The organism is Rossellomorea sp. LjRoot5 (genome assembly GCF_964253455.1).
In the GTDB taxonomy this organism is placed as follows: Bacteria; Bacillota; Bacilli; order Bacillales; family Bacillaceae_B; genus Rossellomorea.
In genome coordinates, this window is record NZ_CAXUQN020000001.1 from 1418912 (window position 1) to 1441290 (window position 22379).

Genomic DNA, 22379 nt, shown 5'->3' on the forward strand with positions numbered 1-22379 from the left:
ATTCACCTGCTGAAAAACCAAGAAAAATCAGCAGCTGATTCCTAACGAAAATTCACCTTCTGAACAAAAACCATCCCACCACCCCAAAAAAACACAAACAAAAAACCCCACCGGCATAACCAGTGGGGCCTTCCTCATTTCCTCGCCAACCTCATCGCCTTCTCACTATTCGCGAAATGCCATTTCGTCATCGACTTCAATTCCTCGATCCCTTTTCGTTTGATGATCTTCGCGGCGGCCACATCCACGTGTTTTCCGGCGCCTTTCGGAATTTCCACCCCGGCTTTCGCACTCAGCTTGTCCATTTCTTTTAAGAAGGCGTAGCGGGCAATGATCGATGCCGCTGCGACGGCCAGATGGATGCTTTCTCCTTTTGTACTGAAGTATACGCGTTCCCGCTGGATTTCCGTTTGGGCAGCGATGTGTTTGAAATATGTATTCTTTTCGACGAACTGATCGATCAAGATGCCTTCAGGTTGTTCCGGTGCCATCTTTTCCAGCAGGTTCAGTATGGCTTTGTTATGGAGGAGTGCTTTCATTTTCCCCTGGGTCATTCCTTTTGCCTGCATCTCATTGTATTTCGGGTTGTGCAGGATGAGCAGTGAATAGGGAATGGTGGAAATCAGATCCCTTGCAATACTGATGATCTGAGGGTCGGATAAGTTTTTGGAATCCTTGACCCCGAGCTCTTTCATGAGTGGGATCTGCTCTTTCTTTACGTAAGCGCTCACCACGGTGATCGGGCCGAAGAAGTCTCCTGTCCCTACTTCGTCAGAACCGATGACGGACCAATTCGCGAAATTTTCGGGGAGGTTGGCAGTCCCTTTGGAAGGGGATTTCGCCTTGGTTGGGGCGCTGCTTCCCCACTGGCTTGCTTCTCCTTCACCGTTTGCTCCCTGAAACATCACTTTACCGGATTTATAGGCGGTGATCGTGCATCCTGATGGCTTTGCCACAAAGACTGCCCCCGGCGGAAGTTTTTCAATCAATGCATGTTTGTAATGGCTTTTCATTTTTTCGATTGTATCTTTCGTTGTTTGTATGACGGTATTGGCCAAGTTTCTCTCTCCTTATGACAAATATCTTGAATTTAATAAAAAATGTGAGCGTATATGACAAATTCCTTCCATAATCAAAAGACTTCATGGTATGATTATGTGTAGGATTCTTATGAATGGGGGGCTTTCAGGTTGTCTGATGAACAAAAAAATCGCACCACGGTGGACATATATGGTCAACAATATACGATTGTTGGGACTGAATCAACAAGTCAAATCCGATACGTTTGTTCTAAAGTGGATGACAAAATGAGAGATATCAACTCCATGAATCCATCTCTCGACACAAGCAGGCTTGCGGTCTTGACAGCTGTTAATGCCGTGAATGATTATCTCAAACTTCAGGAAAAGTTTGAAGAGCTTGAACGGGAAATTAAACGATTAAAGGATTGAATAAAGATGTTGGACTTAGCTTTGTTGGTCATCCTGGTGATAGGGTTTTTAATAGGTTTAAAACGTGGATTCATACTGCAGGTCATCCACATTTTTGGATTTATCGTTTCTTTCATTGTAGCATACATATATTATGATCAGCTTGCACCGAAGCTGACTTTATGGATTCCTTATCCTGTATTGGACGAGCAATCCACGTTGAATATGATATTTGAATCCACCCATCTGGATCAGGCATATTACCGTGTAATCGCGTTTGCAATGATTTTCTTCGCAGTACGCATCATTCTTCAAATCATCGGATCGATGCTTGACTTTGTCGCCCATCTTCCACTATTGAAGCAGCTGAATGTTCTTGGCGGTGGGATACTCGGTTTTGTTGAATCCTATTTAATGATATTCATACTCTTGTATATTGCGGTATTATTGCCGATCGAGTCGGTTCAGACATTCATCAATAACTCATTCATTGCACAGGCGATGGTGAAACATACTCCTGTTTTCTCCGATATGGTGAAATCCTGGTGGATTGAATATGTAGCCTGAAAAAGGGCTGACTATAAGTATGCAACTCAAATTCGTTAGGGAAGCCATTAACGATTGGTTCATCTTATAAGTCAGTCTTTTTTCTTTTTCTGCCAGTTTTGCTACTATATAAATGGAGACGTTCTGGATTTCTGGATGAACGTGAATCTTGAAGGTTAATTCTATGATTGTAGGTGAATCCCTTGAATAAAAAAGATATTATAAAATTATTAGAAAACATTGCGATATATATGGAATTGAAAGGCGAGAATTCGTTTAAAACATCTGCCTACCGAAAAGCGGCAGCGGCACTTGAGAATGATGACAGGAGCCTGCAGGAAATCAGCGACTTCACGAAGCTCGCCGGGATCGGCAAAGGGACGGCCTCCGTTATTGAAGAGTACATAAATGAAGGAACATCTTCTGTACTGGAAGAGCTGAAGGAAGAAGTTCCGAAGGGGTTGATCCCTCTTTTGCAATTGCCGGGTCTTGGTGGGAAGAAAATCGCGAAGCTATACAGTGAGCTTGGGGTCGAGAGTATAGAGGACCTGGAAGAAGCGTGTAAAGAGAGCAGAGTACAGGCGCTTGCAGGCTTCGGGAAAAAGACAGAAGAAAAGATCCTTGCTTCCATTGAACAGGTCGGGAAGAGACCGGACCGACTTCCAATCGGCTTTATGATGGGTATAGCGGAAGAAATAGAAGGCTTTCTTTCTGAAATCGACAGTATTGGAACGTATTCGAGAGCCGGAAGCTTAAGAAGGATGAGAGAAACCATTAAAGATCTGGATTTCATCGTTTCGACAGAGCATCCCGACAAGGTGAAGGAAGGGCTTCTGAAGTTGCCGAATATCGTTGAAACGATTGCTGCCGGCGATACGAAGGTGTCATTGACCCTTGCGTACCATTGGGATGTGAGCATCGATTTTCGCATCGTGAAGCCTGAAGAATTCGCGACGACCCTGCATCATTTCACGGGATCGAAGGATCATAACGTCCGTATGCGCCAGCTTGCTAAAGAACGCGGAGAGAAAATCAGTGAATATGGCGTCGAGAATAGTGAAACAGGGGAAGTGAAAACATTCGATTCTGAAGAAGCTTTTTATCATCACTTCGACCTTCCCTTGATCCCGCCTGAACTCCGCGAAGATGGAAAAGAAGTGGAGGAATTCAAGAGGGATTACCCGCTCCTTACCCTGAAAGACATAAAGGGCGACCTTCACATGCACTCCACCTGGTCCGACGGGGCCTATTCCATAGAAGAAATGGTGGAGGCTTGCCGTGCCAAGGGGTATCACTATATGGCCATCACAGACCATTCCCGGTATTTACGGGTGGCGAACGGCCTCACTCCCGAGCGGTTAGTGAAACAGATCGATGAAATAAAAGAACTGAATAAGAAGTATGATGATATAGAAATCCTTTCAGGGATCGAGATGGATATCCTTCCTGATGGTACCCTGGACTATGATGATGACCTTCTTGAGAGAGTGGATCTCATCATTGCGTCCATTCATTCAAGCTTTTCACAGCCCCGTGAAAAAATCATGGAGAGACTGAAGACCGCATTGAAAAGTGCCCATGTGGATATCATCGCCCATCCTACGGGCAGGATCATCGGGAGGCGGGTAGGGTATGACGTTGATATGGATCTTCTTATCCAATTGGCGAAAGAAACCGGTACGGCTCTTGAACTGAATGCCAATCCGAATCGTCTGGATCTGTCTGCTGAAAACATCCGGAAAGCACAGGAGCAGGGTGTGAAAATCGTTATCAACACGGACGCTCACAGTATCGATCACCTGGAGTTTATGGAAGTGGGTGTCGGTACGGCACGTAAAGGATGGATCAAGAAAGATGCGGTCATCAATACATGGGATAAAGATGAGTTCATACAATACATTAAGCGAAACTGATAAAAGGTGGAATACATTCCGTGAATTCTAAAGTATTAAAAACGTTAGAGTTTGATAAAATCAAAGAATTATTAAAGCAATTTGCTGCGTCTGCCCTTGGTCATGCAAGGGTATCCTCCCTCATGCCGTCGGTCGATTATGAAGAGATCACTGCCCTTCATGAAGAGACGGATGAAGCCATGACGATTCTCAGGTTGAAAGGACATGCTCCACTTGGCGGGATTTTTGATATACGTCCTCACGTGAAGCGTGCCCAAATCGGCGGTATGCTTTCGCCGTCTGAATTCGTCCAGGTGGCAAGTACGATCCGGGCAAGCCGGAAGCTGACCCTTTTTGTAGAAGAGCTCTTGGAGGAAGAGGTGGAGATTCCCCTCTTACAAGGAAAGATGAGTACGGTCATCCCGCTACCCCATTTAGAGCAGGATATACGTAAAGTGGTGGATGACAACGGTGAAATATTGGACACAGCGAGTGAAACGCTCCGGACGATCCGTACGCAGCTGCGTGCCAACGAAGGGCGGATCCGGGAGAAGCTGGAGCGGATGATCCGTTCATCCAACGCTCAGAAGATGTTATCCGATGCGATCGTCACCATCCGGAATGATCGGTACGTCATCCCGGTCAAACAAGAGTACAGGGGGCAATATGGCGGGATCATCCATGATCAATCTTCTTCCGGGCAGACGTTATTCATCGAGCCTGAAGCGATTGTCCAGCTGAATAACCAGCTGCGTGAGCTCCGTTTAAAAGAGCAGACGGAAATAGAGAAGATTCTTCTGGAACTGTCTGAAAGTGTACAAGAATCGGGAGAAGAACTGCTTCTGATCGTCAACGTCCTGTCAGACGTGGATTTCATGTTTACGAAAGCAAAATTCGGACGATCCATCAAAGGGTCTAAACCGACGATCAATAATGAACGCCGGGTGAAGCTGAATAAAGCACGTCATCCCCTCTTGCCCATCGATGAGGCAGTAGCGAATGATATCGAACTAGGGAATGAATTTTCTTCCATCGTCATCACCGGTCCGAATACCGGGGGTAAAACTGTCACATTAAAAACACTGGGCTTAACAAGCTTGATGGCACAGGCCGGTCTTCCAATCCCGGCACTCGATGGTTCCGAGGTGGGTGTATTCCGGACGATTTACGCTGATATAGGGGATGAGCAATCGATTGAACAAAGTTTGAGTACCTTCTCTTCCCATATGGTGAACATAGTCGACATCTTGAAAAAAGTCGATCATGAGAGTCTGGTGCTGTTCGATGAGCTTGGTGCCGGTACAGATCCTCAGGAAGGGGCGGCATTGGCGATTTCCATCCTTGATGAAGTCCATGGAACTGGGGCGAGGGTCATAGCGACCACTCACTATCCCGAGTTGAAGGCGTATGGGTACAATCGTGAAGGAGTCGTGAATGCCAGTGTGGAATTTAATGTAGAGACATTAAGTCCTACGTATAAGCTATTGCTTGGGGTCCCGGGAAGAAGTAATGCCTTTGACATTTCCAAACGTCTTGGATTGTCAGATGGTGTCATCCAACGGGCGAAGTCCCATATCGGAACCGATAGCAAAGAAGTCGAGAATATGATCGCTTCACTTGAAGACAACAGACGTCAGGGTGAACGGGAGCTCGAGGAAGCCCACGAGCTTCTAAGACAGGCTGAGAAGATGCATAAAGACATGCAGAAGCAAATGATGGAGTATTACGAGAAGAAGGATATCCTTTACGAAAAGGCACAGCAAAAAGCCAGTGAGGTCGTTGAAAAAGCGAAGGCGGAAGCTGATCAGGTCATCAAGGATCTGCGGAAAATGCAGCATGAAAAGTCAGCCCAGATCAAAGAACATGAATTGATCCAGGCGAAAAAGCAGCTTGAAGATGCGACTCCTAAGCTGAAAACGGGTCAAAAGAAGAAAGCGACTGGATCTAAGCATGAATTGAAGGCCGGGGACGAAGTCAAAGTACTGAGCTTTGATCAAAAGGGTCATTTGATCGAGCGGGTATCGGCGAAGGAATGGCAGGTCCAGATGGGCATCATGAAGATGAAAGTGAAGGAAACGGATCTTGAATTCATTCAATCTCAACAAAAGGTCGAAACGAAACCCCTTGCTACGGTGAAAGGGAAAGACTTTCATGTCAGCCTCGAACTTGACTTGCGCGGAGAGCGTTTTGAAAATGCCTTATCGAGGGTTGAGAAGTACATTGATGACGCTCTGCTTGCAGGCTACCCACGCGTTTCCATCATCCACGGAAAAGGAACGGGAGCGCTAAGACAGGGAGTACAGGAGTACTTGAAGAATCACCGGTCGGTCAAGAGCATCCGTTTCGGGGATGCAGGTGAAGGTGGCACGGGCGTAACGGTCGTTCAATTTAAATAACAAGGTAAAGGGAGCTTTACGATGGAGAACTTTTGGGAAAATGAATTTGTTCAAACGGCTGGGAATTACAGTGTGGTCATCCTTTGTCTGGTGTTGTTCTTAGCGATCTTTGAACTGGTGACGAAATATCGGAACTGGGAAGAAATCAAAAAAGGAAATATGGCCGTCGCCATGGCAACGGGAGGGAAAATATTCGGAATCGCGAATATTTTCCGGCATTCCATCAGTCATAACGATACCATCCTCACGACGATTGGATGGGGTGTGTTTGGCTTTTTCCTGCTGTTGATCGGGTATTTCATTTATGAATTCCTGACACCGAAATTCAGGATTGATGAGGAAATTGAAAATGATAACCGGGCGGTAGGCTTCATATCACTGGTCATTTCAGTCGGATTATCCTATGTCATAGGAGCCGGTATATCGTAAGGAGAGGGAATATGGAAACATTGGCGAAAGTTCTGCTCACCCTGTGCGGCGGCTTTATAGTCGTCGGCATCATCTATATGCTGTTCTTTACTTGATTGTGGAGACTCAGGGGGAAAACGCAATCCCAAAATAATAATATTGTACAAACAGACTGTCATATGGTTGAATAGGCAGTCTTTTTTCTTTTGAAAAAAGTTCTGTAAGATAGGTCAAGCTTCATAGATAGGAAGAAAGTATGGTCAGCGATTTTTTCAAATTGTAACTGAAGTCCCCTTATATTATAATAATGAATAGAATAAATTTTCTAACTATTCAGAAGGAGGGATTACAATGAACCAACCATGGCTTGCTGAATACCCGGCGGAAATACCAAAGGAGCTCAACCTTGTTGAAAAACCTTTGCAGTCCTATTTGACCGAAGCTGCTTCACTGTATGGAGATAAAGCAGCGATTCATTTCATGGGCAAAGAGATAGGATACAACGAACTATACGAATCGGCTCTCAAGTTCGCCGGCTACCTTAAAACACTGGGGATCAACAAAGGCGATCGGGTGGCGATCATGCTTCCCAATACCCCCCAATCCGTCATTGCCTATTACGGCATCCTTTATGCAGGCGGTGTGGTGGTGCAAACCAATCCATTATATATGGAAAGGGAAATCGAATATCAAATGAAAGACTCCGGAGCCAAGGTGATCCTTACATTGGACATTCTGTATCCAAGAGTATCGAAAGTGATGAAAAACACCGATCTTGAGCACATCATTGTAACCGCTATCAAAGACTATCTTCCATTCCCTAAGAATCTCATTTACCCATTCATCCAGAAGAAACAATATGGTATCGTCGTGAAGGTGGACCATAGAGGTCAGAATCATTTATTCACGGAAATCATGAAAACGGCGGTGGCTGAAGCGATATCCCAGGAAGGATTCGATTTTGAAAATGATCTGGCCCTGCTCCAATACACAGGCGGTACGACAGGTTTCCCTAAAGGTGTCATGCTGACCCATAAGAATCTGGTGGCCAATGCCTCCATGTGCGATGCCTGGCTGTATAAGTGTAAAAAAGGGGAAGAAAGAATGCTCGGGATCCTTCCATTCTTTCATGTGTATGGCATGACTGCCGTGCTGATTCTCTCCGTCATGCAGGGATATAAGATGATCCTGCTTCCTAAATTTGATGCAGAAACAACATTGAAGACGATACAGAAGCTGAAGCCTACCCTGTTTCCAGGAGCTCCGACGATCTATATCGGACTCTTGAATCACCCGGATTTAAAGAAATATGACTTATCATCCATCGATTCATGTCTTAGTGGAAGTGCGCCATTACCGGTTGAGGTGCAGCAGCAGTTCGAGGAAGTCACGGGTGGGAAGCTCGTCGAAGGATACGGATTGACCGAATCATCCCCCGTCACTCATTCCAATTTCCTTTGGGATAAAGCGAGGATAAAGGGAAGTATCGGTGTCCCATGGCCGGGTACGGACAGTGCCGTGTTTTCAATGGAAACGGGAGAACCCCTGCCTCCAAATGAGATGGGTGAGATCGTCGTCAAAGGTCCACAGGTGATGAAAGGATACTGGAACCGGCCTGAGGAAACGGAACAAACGTTAAAGGACGGATGGCTGTTGACGGGAGATATAGGGTATATGGATGAAAAGGGCTATTTTTACGTAGTGGATCGTAAGAAGGATATGATCATTGCCGGCGGCTTTAATATCTATCCCCGGGAAATTGAAGAAGTCCTGTACGAACATCCAGCGATTCAGGAAGTTGTCGCAGCAGGGGTTCCAGATCCGTATAGAGGGGAAACCGTCAAGGCATACGTTGTCTTGAAAGAAGGAGAGTCCCTGACTGAGGAGGAACTGAATGAATACTCCCGTAAATACCTGGCTGCCTATAAAGTGCCGAGGATTTATGAATTCAGGAAGGAACTGCCTAAAACAGCTGTAGGGAAAATCCTCAGAAGGGCCCTCGTGGATGAGGAGCGGAAAAAGATCGAGGATGAGCAGAAAACAAGTTAGATGATCACCCACTTGAGCTTTTTCTTTTTGATTGGAAGTGGGACAGGGATCCTTCTTGACAATCAATGAGAAACCTTTTATTATTGAAATATGAATGAACGGTCATTCATATTTTGTTAAGGCAGGTCTAAACTTATGAAACGAAATAAACCAAAATACATGCAAATAATCGATGCTGCTGTTATTGTGATAGCAGAAAACGGGTACCACCAGGCACAGGTGTCAAAGATTGCCAAACAGGCAGGTGTGGCTGACGGAACCATCTATCTTTATTTTAAAAACAAAGAAGATATCCTGATTTCGTTGTTTAAAGAAAAAATGGTTCTCTTTGTCGAAAAAATTGAAGAAGTTGTTGCAGGAAAACAGACAGTTTCAGAGAAATTATTAGTGATGATTGAAAATCATTGTAGGATACTGTCGGATGATCATCATCTCGCCATCGTCACACAATTGGAGCTTAGACAATCGAATAAAGATATCCGATTGAAAATAAATGATGTGTTAAAGGGCTATCTGGAATTAGTCGATAAGATCCTGATCAGCGGGATCGAATCAGGCGAGTTCTCAAGTGATCTTAATGTTCGCCTCGCCCGCCAGATGATCTTTGGTACTCTGGATGAAATGGCGACAACATGGGTGATGAACGATCAAAAATACGACTTAGTCGAACAAGTCCCTGCTATTCATAAGCTATTGCTTCATGGATGCGGAGGCAGGAACTAAACTAGTTTAGGGGGATTAGAGATGGAAAGTTTATCATGGGTCTTAGAGGGACAGGTTGCAACGGTCCTGATTCAAAGACCTCCCGCAAATGCACTCGCAAGTGGACTCATCAAGGAAATCGACGCGGTTCTTGATGAACTTGAAACCAATTCGGATGTCCGGGTGATCTTACTGAAAGGTGAAGGACGCTTCTTCTCGGCTGGTGCCGATATCAAGGAATTCACGACGATCGAAACTGGTGAGGAATTCTCCAAGCTTGCGAAAAAAGGTCAGGACGTCTTTGAACGGATGGAGAACTTCCCGAAACCGATCATTGCAGCCATTCATGGTGCCGCTTTAGGTGGCGGACTGGAACTCGCAATGGGCTGTCATATCCGATTGGTGAGTGAAAATGCCAAACTAGGCTTACCGGAACTTCAACTCGGGCTGGTTCCCGGATTTGCAGGATCCCAGCGCCTTCCGAAACTGGTTGGACGGGCGAAAGCGGCAGAAATGCTGTTGACGAGTGACCCGATCAGCGGAACAGAAGCGGTTCAGTGGGGTCTTGCCAATAAGGCGTACCCTGAGGACGAGCTTTTCGATAAGGCGAAAGAAATGGCCGATAAGATTGCGAAGAAGAGCCCGGGAGCCATGAAGGCTGCCATTGAACTATTAAGTTATACAAAAGATGACCGGTTCTATGAAGGTGTTATGAGAGAATCGGATCTGTTTGGTGAAATATTTGTGTCCGCGGATGCCAAGGAAGGTATTTCGGCGTTCGTTGAAAAGAGAGAACCACACTTTAAAGGCTAGAATACATTCTAGTAATATAGTAAACTCTAATTGAGGGGCAGTGTTGAATGTCAATGCTGCCCATTCAAAGGGGTTGAATTGTCGAAATCTTTTTAAGGGAAAGAATGTTTACATTATTAGGAGGGACTTACGAATGAACATCTATGTACTTTTGAAAAGAACGTTTGATACTGAGGAGAAAATTTCGATCCAAAACGGTCAAATTGCCGAAGACGGGGCTGAATTTATCATAAATCCTTACGATGAATATGCAGTCGAAGAAGCAATTCAAGTCCGTGATGCACATGGCGGCGAAGTGACAGTGGTGACTGTCGGAGGGGAAGAAAGCGAAAAGCAATTGAGAACCGCTTTAGCAATGGGTGCTGATAAAGCAGTCCTTATCAATACAGAGGATGATCTTGATCATGGAGATCAATTCACAACAGCCAAGATCCTTGCTCACTATTTAAAAGAGCAGGAAGTAGATTTGATCCTTGCAGGTAATGTAGCCATTGACGGTGGATCTGGACAAGTCGGCCCACGTGTGGCAGAACAGCTTGATATTCCTTATGTAACGACGATCACGAAACTGGAAATCGATGGTGAAACGGTAACGGTCACGCGTGACGTTGAAGGGGATTCAGAAGTCATCGAAACGTCCCTTCCACTCTTAGTGACAGCTCAACAAGGATTGAACGAACCTCGTTACCCATCCCTTCCTGGAATCATGAAGGCAAAGAAGAAGCCTTTGGATGAAGTGGAATTGGACGATATCGATTTAGACGAAGATGATGTAGAAGCGAAGACCAAGACAATTGAAATCTACCTTCCACCGAAGAAGGAAGCCGGTAAAGTATTAGAAGGCGAATTGGACGCTCAAGTATCAGAGCTTGTTTCCCTTCTTCGCAATGAAGCGAAAGTTATATAAGCGGGAATCACAGGAATAACTAACATTCAGGGGGTATTTTAACATGGCGAGAAAAGTATTAGTACTTGGAGAAGTTCGGGACGGATCATTACGTAATGTTTCCTTTGAAGCGATTGCAGGAGGTAAGACAGTATCTGAAGGCGGAGAAGTTGTGGGCGTTTTAATCGGCAAAAGTGTAAGCGCTTTAGGAAACGAAATGATTCAATATGGTGCCGATAAAGTAGTGGTAGTTGAAGATGATAAACTGGAACAGTACACCTCAGATGGCTATTCACAGGCGATTCTGTCAGTCATTGATGAAGAGAAGCCTGAAGGAATCATTTTCGGCCATACAGCACTTGGAAAAGACCTGTCTCCTAAAGTGGCAAGCAAACTCAGCACAGGATTGATTTCGGATGCAACGGATCTTGAGGAAGCAGGCGGTAACCTCGTCTTTACAAGACCGATCTATTCAGGAAAAGCATTTGAAAAGAAAATCGTGACTGACGGTGTAATCTTTGCGACGATTCGTCCAAATAACATCGAGCCTTTGGCGAAGGATGAGTCACGTACAGGAGAAGTTACCTCCCTTTCTGTCGATATTAAAGACTTACGTACGATCATTAAAGAAGTCGTTCGCAAAGCAAGCGAAGGGGTGGATCTTTCTGAAGCGAAAGTCATCATCGCCGGCGGTCGCGGAGTGAAGAGTGAAGATGGATTCAATCCTCTTCAGGAACTTGCTGACGTGCTTGGTGGAGCTGTCGGAGCTTCCCGTGGTGCGTGTGACGCTGACTACTGCGACTACTCATTACAAATTGGTCAAACAGGTAAAGTCGTAACGCCTGATCTGTACATTGCATGTGGTATTTCAGGAGCTATCCAGCATTTAGCGGGTATGTCCAACTCCAAGGTCATCGTTGCGATCAATAAAGATCCTGAAGCGAATATCTTTAACGTAGCGGATTACGGAATCGTTGGAGACCTGTTTGAAGTGGTACCGATGTTAACGGAAGAATTCAAGAAATTAAAAGTATCTTCTTCTTAATCCGTTTAATCCGTCCATACGTTTACAGGAACGATTAAGGGGTATGAGAATAATATGAATACAAATAAGGACGTAGCTGAATCACGGGCTGCGCCTTATTTTTTCTCCCCCGAGTATATTCCATATTCAAACGGGAATATTACCTACGAGCAGAAAGATAGCATCCATAAAAAAACGGTGATATACTTACGTTACATTCAAAGATTTTAGGAGGCGCATATATATGGCTATTACACATGCAACTGATCAATCATTCACAACGGATACAAACTCTGGACTGGTACTTGCAGATTTCTGGGCTCCTTGGTGTGGACCTTGTAAAATGATCGCTCCCGTACTGGAAGAGCTTGATAGCGAAATGGGCGACAAAGTGAAAATCGTCAAAGTAGACGTTGATGAAAACCAGGAAACAGCAGGTAAATACGGGGTTATGAGTATCCCGACTTTAGTTGTCCTTAAAGACGGCGAAGTGGTAGACAAAGTAATCGGTTTCCAACCTAAGGAAGCACTTGCTGAATTATTAAACAAACACGCATAAGAAATGTCGATGGAAGACCGGGGCTGAATTTCAGCTCCGGTTTTTTGTGCGACGGGCAGTCGCACCTTGAGTGTTCCACACTCAAGATGAATTGTTAAGGGTTGGAGTACGATACGTAGTATAAACGGCTCCCGAATCCCGGAAGATTCATCGTCTCGAAGGTGAAAGTCCTTCCGTTAGAGTGCTGATACAACTAACGAAGACTAATCTAGGGCATAATTGTGAGATTGTGTTCGGAGGAGATGCGGATAATCGAGAGACCCGTAGTCGGATGTGCAGACCCAAATGCAAAAAGTGTGAAGCACGGCGGCTGGGTAAGTTGGCGACCATGCGAAAATAATGGGAAGTCTTAAAGGTGTTCATTCAAAGAATCAGCCGAATGAGCTCAACTTATCAAGTGATGGTGCTGGGTATGTACAGAAGGAAAGTGCGATGACCCCGTGAGATCTCTATCTTACCGTCAGGGCATTGTCCTATAAGGAATTCCGAAATGGATAATGTGGATAGAGAAGTCAGACGTTCTCATAGTACGGAAGTAGCCAGATGACAAAACATCTGGTGAACGGAAGGGGAACGACCTTGTGACTCTACACAAGTAAAGGTGTGTAATGACAACAGACCACGATACTTCGGTATAAACGAACTGAATGTACACAATGAAAGGTGTGGAATACGTAGTGAATCAAGAATTAAAGCTTAAATGGCATAGTGTATACGGACAACTACTGTTTGACCGTAAATTGAAAAGTGCGTGGGAGAAAGTAAAAGCCAACAAAGGTTCAGGTGGAATCGACGAAGTAACTCTTGAAAAGTATGAGGAGAACCTGGATGAAAATCTAGATAATCTACTCGGCAAACTGAGAGCGAAAGAATATGAGCCTACTCCTGTCAGACGCTCCTATATACGCAAGAAGAATGGAAAACAGAGACCTCTCGGTATTCCTACGGTCGAAGATCGGATTGTTCAACAATCTCTGCGAAACGTATTAGAACCAAAATTCGATGACCATATCTTTCATAATTGGTCATGTGGGTATCGTCAAAATCGCGGAGCCAAACGAGTTGTACAAATTATAATGTGGAATATTGAACAAGGATACAATCACATTTATGATTGCGATATCAAAGGCTTCTTTGACAATATCCCGCACAAGAAACTGATGAAGGTCCTAAACAAATATGTAGCGGACGGTACAGTCCTAGACATGATTTGGAAATGGCTAAAAGCTGGATACATGGAAGAAGGGACCTACCATCGCTCAGATTCAGGTACTCCTCAAGGTGGAGTGATTTCTCCACTTTTAGCGAATATCTATCTGAACGAACTGGATTGGACACTTGATTTACACGGCATTCGATTTGTACGGTATGCCGATGACTTCCTCCTTTTCGCCAAATCCAAAGAGGACATTAAGAAAGCCGAACAAATCACAAAAGAGAAACTCGATGAACTAGGTCTGGAAATTTCTATCGAGAAGACTAAAATTGTCGATTTCAATCATGATGATTTCGACTTTATTGGTTTTACGTTCCAACACTGGAGAAAACGTAAGAAGGATGGTAAACCTTACTATTTAGCCAAACCAAAAGATGAGACCTGGAAAGACTTTCGAATGAAAATTAAGAGAGCCACCAGGAAAACACTCACCTTAAGCAGAGAAGCGTGGTACCAACGCGTAAACTCCATCATTCAAGGAAAGGTAAACTTCTATCTAACCTTGTGGAAAGCGATTGAAGAATTCAAAGAGAAGGGATATCGACTGAACTGTTGTTTCAACATATTCAGAGATGAACTACTGGCAATAGATTCTTACACTCGCCGAAGGCTGAGAGTCGCTATGCTTCACAAACATCCTTCACAACGAAAAGGATGGGTGATGAGTACGAAATGGAACATTGAATTCTTTGCGTGTACAGGTCTTAAATCTGCTTTTCAAATATATTACGGAAAACAGTATGGAGATGGTATTGAATACTACCTCCAATACATGAAAGATAAGCAAAAGAAGAAATACAAAAGAAGTCTGGAGAGAGCAAAAGAAAAGGGAGAGGAATACTTTTCTTCACAACGACTTTCTAAAATACACTGTGCGAATAAGTTTGCATCATCTTGAACTAAGCGGAATCACATTGGTAAGCCGTATGCCTTAATAGGGCACGTACGGTTTGATGAGGGGGTGGCCTTGAGAAAGGTCACCCTACTCTATTGTTGTTTTACCCCCCCAATACACTGCAACGAACTCCCTAAAGTGTTCCCCGCCAATAAATTTTCAAAAACTCGTTGACTATGAGAATCGTTCTCGATATAATTTAAATGGAATTGAAAATCATTATCAATTAAACAGTCGGAGGTTTATACATATGAGAAAGAGAGATTTAACGAAGATTTTTGCAGCATTCTTATTAACAGGTTCCGTTTTGGCGGGTTGTGGAACAGATGAGAAGAGCAGTGAGGACAAAACGTCTGCTTCAAATGATTCAAAACAGGTTGAAAAAGAAGATGAAGCTGAACAAGCGGACATTGATTTCTCTGCCTCATTTGAAGAAGCAAAGGCTGAACTTTCAAAAGCGAAAGAAGACAAAGAAGTCGATTATGATAAAGTGACGTCCATTTATAAGGATGACTTACAGGAGCTTGTGCAAAAACGTGATCAGGAAACTGAAGGTAAAGTGGATGAACATATTTCCACAGCTCTTGAAGCAGGTAAGGATGGTTCCCTCGATCAAGTGGTGGTAGCACAGATTTTTGATAAATTAATGCAAAAAGTTTTCTATACATCGATGAAGCATGAATTTACGGAAGTAGCGGAAAACTGGGGAAATAAAGAAGAAGTGAATGAAGAAATAGCAGAAGCGAAAGAGTTCTATGACATTCTTGAGCCAACTGTTCAAAAGCGTGACCAGGCTTATGATACGAAAATGATTGATGCGATAAATGGTGGATTCAGTGAAATGGAGAAGGCGGTCGAAGAGGATGATGAGCTCGGCTTCCAACTGGGCAAACAAGTTGTGGATAAGACGCTCATGAAGACATTTTATCTTGCAGCAGGTGCCCTTCCGAACGGTTATGCGATGAAAGCCTCTGAAGAAGCGAAGGAAAATGCTGAAGCTGCAAAAGCAGAGCAGGCAGAAGGCTGGGCATTCTATCAATCTCTTGATAGTTATCTATCAGGGAATGCTCCTGAAGAAGCAGAAATGATTAACAAACAATTCGATCTGCAAACCGATGTGACATCCATCGACCCTGAAGCAGTGAACCATGCATTTGTTCGCGGTTTCTCTAAAATCGCCATACACGAATATGAGGAAAGTGGAGAGAACTGGGGCGAAGATAAAGCGGCAATCACAGCCTTGGAAGGTGCACTGTTCATTGACCTTATCTCATCAGATCTAAAGAGTCTCATGGGAGAAGAAGAATATGAATCTCTATCAAGCGATGCTCAAAGCTACTTAGAAGCTGTTAAGTCACAGGATAAAGAGAAAGCAGAAACGCTCAGAACGGACATTCAGAACGTATTGAATGATGTGGTGGCGAAAGCGAATAAATAGTTTATTGGGTTGACCCTGAATAGTGTGTAAAGTCCATCCTTCAAGTTCTGCTTGGGGGATGGCGCTTTTTTGCACATTGGGGTCAACCCTTTTTCACTTTCTCACTTATGTGAGGTACAATATAGAAATGATTAAATCGTAATGTACGAGGTGTAAGGAATTGAAGATTATTGTTACAGGCGGTGCCGGGTTCATCGGATCCCATCTATCCAGAAAGCTCATTGAAGAGAAACACGAGCTGTTGATCATAGACAGCTTTCATCCCTATTATTCACCTGAAAGAAAAAAGAGGCAGTTGTCCTTTGTGAGGGAAATGGGTTCATTCCGCTTCGTCCAAAAAGATTTACTACTAGATGAACAGGAATTACAAGAAGTATTTCATGATTTTAAAGCCGATTGCGTCGTCCACCTGGCGGCCATTCCAGGCGTTTCCCATTCCTTGCGTGTGCCGAATGAATATGTCGATTACGACATCAAGGCGACCATCAACACGCTGCGGATAGCGGGGGAGAGCGGCATCAGGAAATTTGTCTTCGCTTCTTCTTCATCCGTTTATGGAAATACCGGTCACAAACCATCAAAAGAAGATGACGCAACGGGTGAGGTAGTGTCTCCATATGCCGCTGCAAAGTACAGTGCCGAATCGTTCTGTAAAGCCTATGCGTCCATTTATGGAATGGACTTGACGATCCTTCGTTTCTTTACGGTTTATGGGCCATGGGGCAGACCCGACATGGCTATTTATTCGTTTATCAAAAAGCTGATGAATGGTCAGGAAATCCCGATATATGGACTGGAAAATAAGAGGGATTATACATACATAGATGATATCGTGGATGGTACATATAAGGCGGTCAGAAGTGAAGCGTCGGGAACATTTAACCTCGGCAATGGTTCGCCGGCTTCTATGGAGGACCTGATAAGTGAACTGAGAACACACTTCCCCTCTCTTGAGCTCTGCGTCACGGATAGAAGAGTCGGGGATGTCACGACAACATATGCAGATAGTATGAAAGCAAAAGAGATCCTCGGCTATTCTCCTTCTGTCTCATTTGAAGAAGGTATAAAAAGAACGGTTCAATGGATGAAAGAACATGAACAAAACGTATTATAATTTCGCAAAAAATGCTGTTAGATTAGTATTACTGGGACTGTTTTTCATCCTGGTCACCTTCTATTTTGACAAAGAGTTTATGATGGAAGCCATCGGGCAGATGGTTGAACACCCTTTTATCCTATTCAGTGTTCTGGGAATCTATTTTTTATCTTTTTTACTGAAGGGGATGGCGTGGAAAATCTACCTGAATGAACATGTGCGATTATCAAGCTGTTTAATCGGATTGTTTTACAGTTTGTTGTTCAATCATGTGTTTCCGTTGAAGGTAGGAGACGGGCTGCGGGTCATGGTGATGAATCAGCGTGAAAAGCAAATCAGTGTTGCACGCTCGTTTCATTCTGTATTTGTCTTGAGAGTGATGGACATTTTATTTCTCATGATTCTGGCAGGAATCGGGCTGCTCTTTATTCCGCTGCCACTAAAACTGCCGGGTTTATACTCGATTGGATTGGTCGTGGGTTCTGTATTGATAGGGGTACTTCTACTAAGGTACGTCGCTTCCGACTTTCTCTGCATGCAGTTCAGTATGCTGAAAGCTGCCTTATCAGGCGGCAGGGGGCTCCTGGTCATCACCCTCGTATTCATGAGCTGGATATTGGAAGGGGCCATTCTTTATGGAGTTTCCATAATCATGCTTGAACCCCTATCTATGGGTAAGGCGGTTTGGGTCAATAGTGTGACGATCATCGGCCAGTTATTTCAATTTGCCCCTGGAGGAATTGGTACGTATGAATCGGTCATGAGCTATACATTGCTTACTGCCGGTATCCCACTTGGCATTGGTCTTTCCATGGCGATCGTGAGTCATGGGTTAAAGTTTATATTCTCCTTTATAGCAGGAGGAATCGTAATTGCTGTATGCCCCGTTTCCATCAAAAATGTGAAACGGTGGAGCAGGATGAAAGGATGAATGAAATTGAAGAGCGCATCAAAATTTGAAAAAACGGCGGCCAGATGCTGGAACCTGCTGAATGAAGGGAAACCATTCACCCCTATTTTTGTCATAGGGACCATGACACTCTTTCATTTACAAGGGTTGCTGCAAGGGGAATGGTTTCCATTCCTCATAAGCTTGCTGTTTACCCTACCCCTATTTATTTTGTATTTCTATTATGATTTTCCGTTGTTCCTGAGAAACTATTTATGGATTCCGATCATCGGCTATCTGTTATTCTTTGAATCACCCAATTTAGCTCTGTGGGGCTTCGGGATTGGTCTTTATTTCTTTTTTACCGTCTTTTTCTGGGGAACATTTTATTACCATCTCCGGATCGGGACGGATTGGCTGAATTTCACCCGTTTTTGGAAACTGGTGTTGAAGAACAGTGACTCAACGAGCGGAAATGCCCAGGAACAGCTTCCGAAATTCCTGCTGCTGCTAGCGGTGTGGGATGGAATGATGACGAATCTAGCCACAGGGGAACTGCTTCCGGCCACTCATTATTTCGTATTCTGCGGTGCAGTATTCGCTTTAGCGTTCATTCTTCACCATTTCCTTTTTGACTGGAAGCCGAAGCAGTATGACTCCTTTACAACCGGTGAGGCGATTGACGAGGAGCTGATGAATGAAAAAGTGGTTGTCATCGTGATCGACGGTATGAGGAAAGAACGCTTCTATGAAGCGAATACGCCATATCTTGATTCATTGATGGAACAGGGGACCGAGTATTTGAATATGGAAACCGTCTATCCTGCAAGAACGGTTGTCTGCTTTTCGTCCATGTTCACAGGCACTTATCCGAAGGAACACGGCATGAAATCCAATATGGTCTGGAAGCTTGGGATCAAGGTGGAAAGCATCTTTGATTCTCTACGGAAAGTAGGGAAAAAAGGGAAGATGCTGGGGATTGCCCATCTGGTGGATTCCTTCGGCAAAGATGTTGAGACGGTCACTGCCGTGATGCATAAAGACAAAGCAGATCGAAATATTATCAATAAAGCGAAAGTCATCATGGAAGAACAGGACCCTGATCTATTCATTGTCCAATTGATCGGTACAGATCAAATCGGGCACAGCAGGGGCGTCCTATATGATGAATACATCGAAAAGATTGAAGAGGCGGATCGCCTGATACAAGAATACGTCAAGTGGCTCGAAACGGAAGGGAAGATGGAGAACACGACCCTTATGATATGTGCGGATCACGGACAGGCAGATGGAATCGGCGGACATGGTCATCTGGATGAAGGGGAAAGATACGTCCCATTCTTTATGGTCGGCCCGGGGATCAAACAGGGAGAGAAAGTCCAGGAGAAGCACAGTCTCGTTTCCATGGCCTCTACCATCGCCCATTTATTAGGGGCGCCATTTCCGAGTCACAGCAGGGGACCTGTCCTCAACGAGGCGTTAAAGGAGCGTTGGAAGCAACATGAATAAACAGAAAGTCATTGTGTTTATGCCGGCCCATAATGAAGAAGAGTCGATCGGGGATGTCATTAAGCGGGTGCCCCGCTCCTTCCATCCTTCCGTAGATGTGGAAGTATTGGTCATCAATGACGGGTCAACGGATCGAACGGTTGAAGTGGCTAAAAGGTCTGGTGCCGATCACATCATAACATTTGAGAATAATCGGGGCCTGGGTGCCGCGGTGAGAGAAGGACTGCGTGCTTCCTTTGACCTCCATGCTCACATCGGGGTCATGATTGATGCGGATGGAGAGTACCCGCCAGAACAAATACCCGAACTATTGCAGCCGATTTTTAAAGGGGAAGCAGATTATACCATGGGGTCTAGATTCTTGGGTACCATCAATGGGATGAAGCTTCACCGCCGGTTGGGCAACTATTGTTTTACCCTTCTTCAATGCGTCCTTCTCAGAAAGTGGATCTACGATGGGCAGTCCGGTATGAGGGCGTTCTCGAGACAGGCCATGGAACATGCAGAAATCATACATGATTACAATTATGCTCAAGTGTTAACCTTGAACCTTATCCGTAAAGGATTTCGGGTGAAGGAAATCCCGATTTTGTATTATGTGAGAACGACGGGCCGGTCCTTCATTAAGTTCAAAGCCTATATGTCTTCTGTTCTTCCCGCCATTATACAAGAGATGAAAAAACCGGTGGAGAAGGTATATGTGGAAGAGCAGGCTCATTACATCCCTTCAGATGAAGGAACGAACCATTTTGCAAAATAACAACATAAAACCTCATCTTTAACAAAAAATAAGTACTCCGGCTCCTATGCTTGAGTACTTATTTTTTATTGACAATACGAATGATAATCATTATCATTGAAAATAGGAGGGAATCATACATGAAAAAATCGTTCATAACCACCGTACTACTGTTTTTATTAGGAAGTATCATGCTGTCTTCACAGGCATCCGCCTATTCATACGGCGACCCGAGTGAGGAGAAAATAGCAGAAGCATATAAAGAAATCATGATCAAGCTTGATGAAGACCCTCCGAATTATTCAGAGTCCAAAAAGATTTATGAAACGGTTCGAGAAGAAGTGGATCAGCATATGGGTGAAGAACCTTCGAAGATCATCCTTCAGAACCTTGATAACAAAGAAAAGAAAGAGGCAATTGAAAACCTGGATGAACTCCTTGTCCTCAATATTGCCAGAAGACTTGAAAGCATTGATAAAAACTTCTCGGAATATGATACGAGTAAGCGATTACTCGCAAAAGGATTTGCTACATATAAAACGTTATCCCCGAAAGTAGAAGGGGAAAACCCTGAATTGGATCAAAAGATCAGGACTGAATTCGATCAAGCGCTCTCATCCCTCGGGAACCCGGGGTTGTTCGGAGTCGGAACAAAGGAATCCGATCAGGACGCTTTTAAAGAAAGTAAAACAGTCATAGTGGATTCGCTGCAAAAAGAATTCGACATTAAAAGTCTTGAAGTCGGACATTTTTCTGAAAGTGCCACTGAGGAATCAAGCGGGAAACAGGAGTGGACGGATATTTCCAACCTGAAGAACTGGTTACCCATCATCATTATCGTGGGGGTTCTTGCTGCAGCGATTGTGTATGCCGTCAGAAAACGTAAATAAGGTCACTATAGAAATAGTCTTTAAGCAAGTAAGGGGGAACTAATGTGGAATTACAAGCTTTACTGATCACCTTTCGTGAAGTCCTGGAAGCGTTACTGATCATCGGGATCATCACTACCTATCTGAAGAAAACGAATCATGGCCGGTTTACAAAGTTTGTCTGGCTGGGTGCAGGATTAGCGATAATAGCCAGTGTAGGCGTAGCGATGCTCTTTCAGGTCGTCTTTACGGGATTTGCCGCCATGGGAAGCGAGATGTACCTGAAGATCGGCATCATGCTGGTCTCCTCCGTCCTTCTTACCCAGATGGTCTTTTGGATGGCGAAGCACAGCCGTGATCTTAAAGGAAACATGGAAGGGAAAATGAAGCATTTTATTTCGACAGGTAATATCGTCGGGATGGTGATCCACTCGTTCCTCGTTGTGCTCCGCGAAGGTGTGGAAACCGTATTCTTTTTCGCCGCCATCACAGGTGGGGATATCGGAGCGGCCATGCAGGGCTGGGGAGCGATTACGGGAGTCGTCATCGGTTGTGTCGTAGCTTACTTCTTCTTTAAAGGCACAATGAGAATTTCATTAAAGAGCTTCTTTAAAGTGACCGGTGCATTCATTATCCTCATATCTGCAGGACTTCTTGTACAGGCGATTTCCATGATGCAGGATATAGGGTTGATCGGCAGTGTGATTCCACATCTTTACGACCTGACCTGGTTACTGCCTGAGCATCCGATCGATTACGCCCATTACTTGCGTGATACGGGAACTGCCCCGTTGTTATCCGGTGATGTAGGCATTTTCCTTAAAGCGTTGTTCGGATATTCTTCCATGCCGTCCATCGAAGAAGTGATTTCGTATATCGGCTATTTCGTAGCGATTTACTTCCTGACTGCACCGAAGCGGGAGTCGGTGAAAGCAAAGGAAGAGGTCAAAGGCGGAGTGAAGGATTTGAGTCCACAAGCTAAATAAATTGTATCAGTGCCAAACCTCATTACCCTTAAAGATT

20 protein-coding genes are annotated in these 22379 nt (G+C 44.4%); 19 read left to right on the forward strand and 1 reads right to left on the reverse strand.

Annotated features, from left to right (window positions below):
• Positions 1-134: 134 nt before the first annotated feature.
• The gene (gene rnhC, locus ACSQ2E_RS07250) at positions 135-1058 is read right to left on the reverse strand and encodes a ribonuclease HIII (protein WP_435989934.1); all 924 of its coding nucleotides are present in this window, start codon (positions 1056-1058) and stop codon (positions 135-137) included.
• Positions 1059-1190: 132 nt separating this feature from the next.
• Between rnhC and zapA the strand changes: the two genes are divergently transcribed.
• The 19 genes from zapA (at position 1191) to ACSQ2E_RS07345 (ending at position 22342) form a co-directional block, all read left to right on the forward strand.
• Entirely contained in the window at positions 1191-1451 is a 261-nt protein-coding gene (gene zapA / locus ACSQ2E_RS07255) for a cell division protein ZapA (protein ID WP_435989935.1), read from the forward strand.
• Positions 1452-1457: 6 nt separating this feature from the next.
• Entirely contained in the window at positions 1458-1997 is a 540-nt protein-coding gene (locus ACSQ2E_RS07260; protein WP_034757049.1) for a CvpA family protein, read from the forward strand.
• 182 nt (positions 1998-2179) lie between these two features.
• Positions 2180-3889 carry a DNA polymerase/3'-5' exonuclease PolX gene (polX, locus tag ACSQ2E_RS07265; RefSeq protein WP_435989936.1) on the forward strand — a complete coding sequence of 570 codons (1710 nt, stop codon included), beginning with the start codon at positions 2180-2182 and terminating at the stop codon, positions 3887-3889.
• Between the two features lie 20 nt (positions 3890-3909).
• Positions 3910-6264, forward strand: a complete 2355-nt coding sequence (locus ACSQ2E_RS07270) for an endonuclease MutS2 (RefSeq protein WP_435989937.1) — start codon at positions 3910-3912, stop codon at positions 6262-6264.
• A 21-nt stretch (positions 6265-6285) separates the two neighbouring features.
• Positions 6286-6693, forward strand: coding sequence for a DUF350 domain-containing protein (locus ACSQ2E_RS07275; RefSeq protein ID WP_098439680.1), 408 nt, complete (start codon positions 6286-6288; stop codon positions 6691-6693).
• Positions 6694-7023: 330 nt separating this feature from the next.
• Positions 7024-8721 (forward strand): AMP-binding protein, encoded by a 1698-nt coding sequence (locus ACSQ2E_RS07280; RefSeq protein ID WP_435989938.1) that lies wholly within the window; start codon positions 7024-7026, stop codon positions 8719-8721.
• Positions 8722-8856: 135 nt separating this feature from the next.
• A complete protein-coding gene (locus ACSQ2E_RS07285) occupies positions 8857-9444 on the forward strand; it encodes a TetR/AcrR family transcriptional regulator (protein WP_435989939.1) in 588 nt (195 codons plus the stop codon).
• A gap of 21 nt (positions 9445-9465) precedes the next feature.
• The gene (locus ACSQ2E_RS07290) at positions 9466-10236 is read left to right on the forward strand and encodes an enoyl-CoA hydratase (RefSeq protein ID WP_435989940.1); all 771 of its coding nucleotides are present in this window, start codon (positions 9466-9468) and stop codon (positions 10234-10236) included.
• 133 nt (positions 10237-10369) lie between these two features.
• Positions 10370-11143: an electron transfer flavoprotein subunit beta/FixA family protein gene (locus tag ACSQ2E_RS07295; protein ID WP_034757067.1), complete on the forward strand. Its 774-nt coding sequence runs from the start codon at positions 10370-10372 to the stop codon at positions 11141-11143.
• Between the two features lie 43 nt (positions 11144-11186).
• Complete coding sequence (locus ACSQ2E_RS07300) at positions 11187-12167, forward strand: electron transfer flavoprotein subunit alpha/FixB family protein (protein ID WP_435989941.1); 981 nt, start codon at positions 11187-11189, stop codon at positions 12165-12167.
• Between the two features lie 223 nt (positions 12168-12390).
• Positions 12391-12705, forward strand: coding sequence for a thioredoxin (gene trxA / locus ACSQ2E_RS07305; RefSeq protein WP_435989942.1), 315 nt, complete (start codon positions 12391-12393; stop codon positions 12703-12705).
• 677 nt (positions 12706-13382) lie between these two features.
• Entirely contained in the window at positions 13383-14819 is a 1437-nt protein-coding gene (gene ltrA, locus ACSQ2E_RS07310) for a group II intron reverse transcriptase/maturase (protein ID WP_435989184.1), read from the forward strand.
• Positions 14820-15066: 247 nt separating this feature from the next.
• Positions 15067-16254: a hypothetical protein gene (locus ACSQ2E_RS07315; protein WP_435989943.1), complete on the forward strand. Its 1188-nt coding sequence runs from the start codon at positions 15067-15069 to the stop codon at positions 16252-16254.
• Positions 16255-16414: 160 nt separating this feature from the next.
• Positions 16415-17368, forward strand: a complete 954-nt coding sequence (locus ACSQ2E_RS07320) for an NAD-dependent epimerase/dehydratase family protein (protein ID WP_435989944.1) — start codon at positions 16415-16417, stop codon at positions 17366-17368.
• Entirely contained in the window at positions 17349-18281 is a 933-nt protein-coding gene (locus ACSQ2E_RS07325; RefSeq protein WP_435989945.1) for a lysylphosphatidylglycerol synthase transmembrane domain-containing protein, read from the forward strand. Before ACSQ2E_RS07320 ends, ACSQ2E_RS07325 begins: the two co-directional genes overlap by 20 nt.
• Positions 18282-18287: 6 nt before the next feature.
• The gene (locus tag ACSQ2E_RS07330) at positions 18288-19748 is read left to right on the forward strand and encodes an alkaline phosphatase family protein (protein WP_435994440.1); all 1461 of its coding nucleotides are present in this window, start codon (positions 18288-18290) and stop codon (positions 19746-19748) included.
• On the forward strand, positions 19741-20508 hold the full coding sequence (locus ACSQ2E_RS07335; RefSeq protein WP_435989946.1) for a glycosyltransferase family 2 protein: 768 nt from the start codon (positions 19741-19743) through the stop codon (positions 20506-20508). Before ACSQ2E_RS07330 ends, ACSQ2E_RS07335 begins: the two co-directional genes overlap by 8 nt.
• A 119-nt stretch (positions 20509-20627) precedes the next feature.
• Complete coding sequence (locus ACSQ2E_RS07340; protein WP_435989947.1) at positions 20628-21377, forward strand: hypothetical protein; 750 nt, start codon at positions 20628-20630, stop codon at positions 21375-21377.
• Between the two features lie 44 nt (positions 21378-21421).
• Positions 21422-22342: an FTR1 family iron permease gene (locus ACSQ2E_RS07345; RefSeq protein WP_435989948.1), complete on the forward strand. Its 921-nt coding sequence runs from the start codon at positions 21422-21424 to the stop codon at positions 22340-22342.
• The last annotated feature ends 37 nt before the right edge of the window (positions 22343-22379 follow it).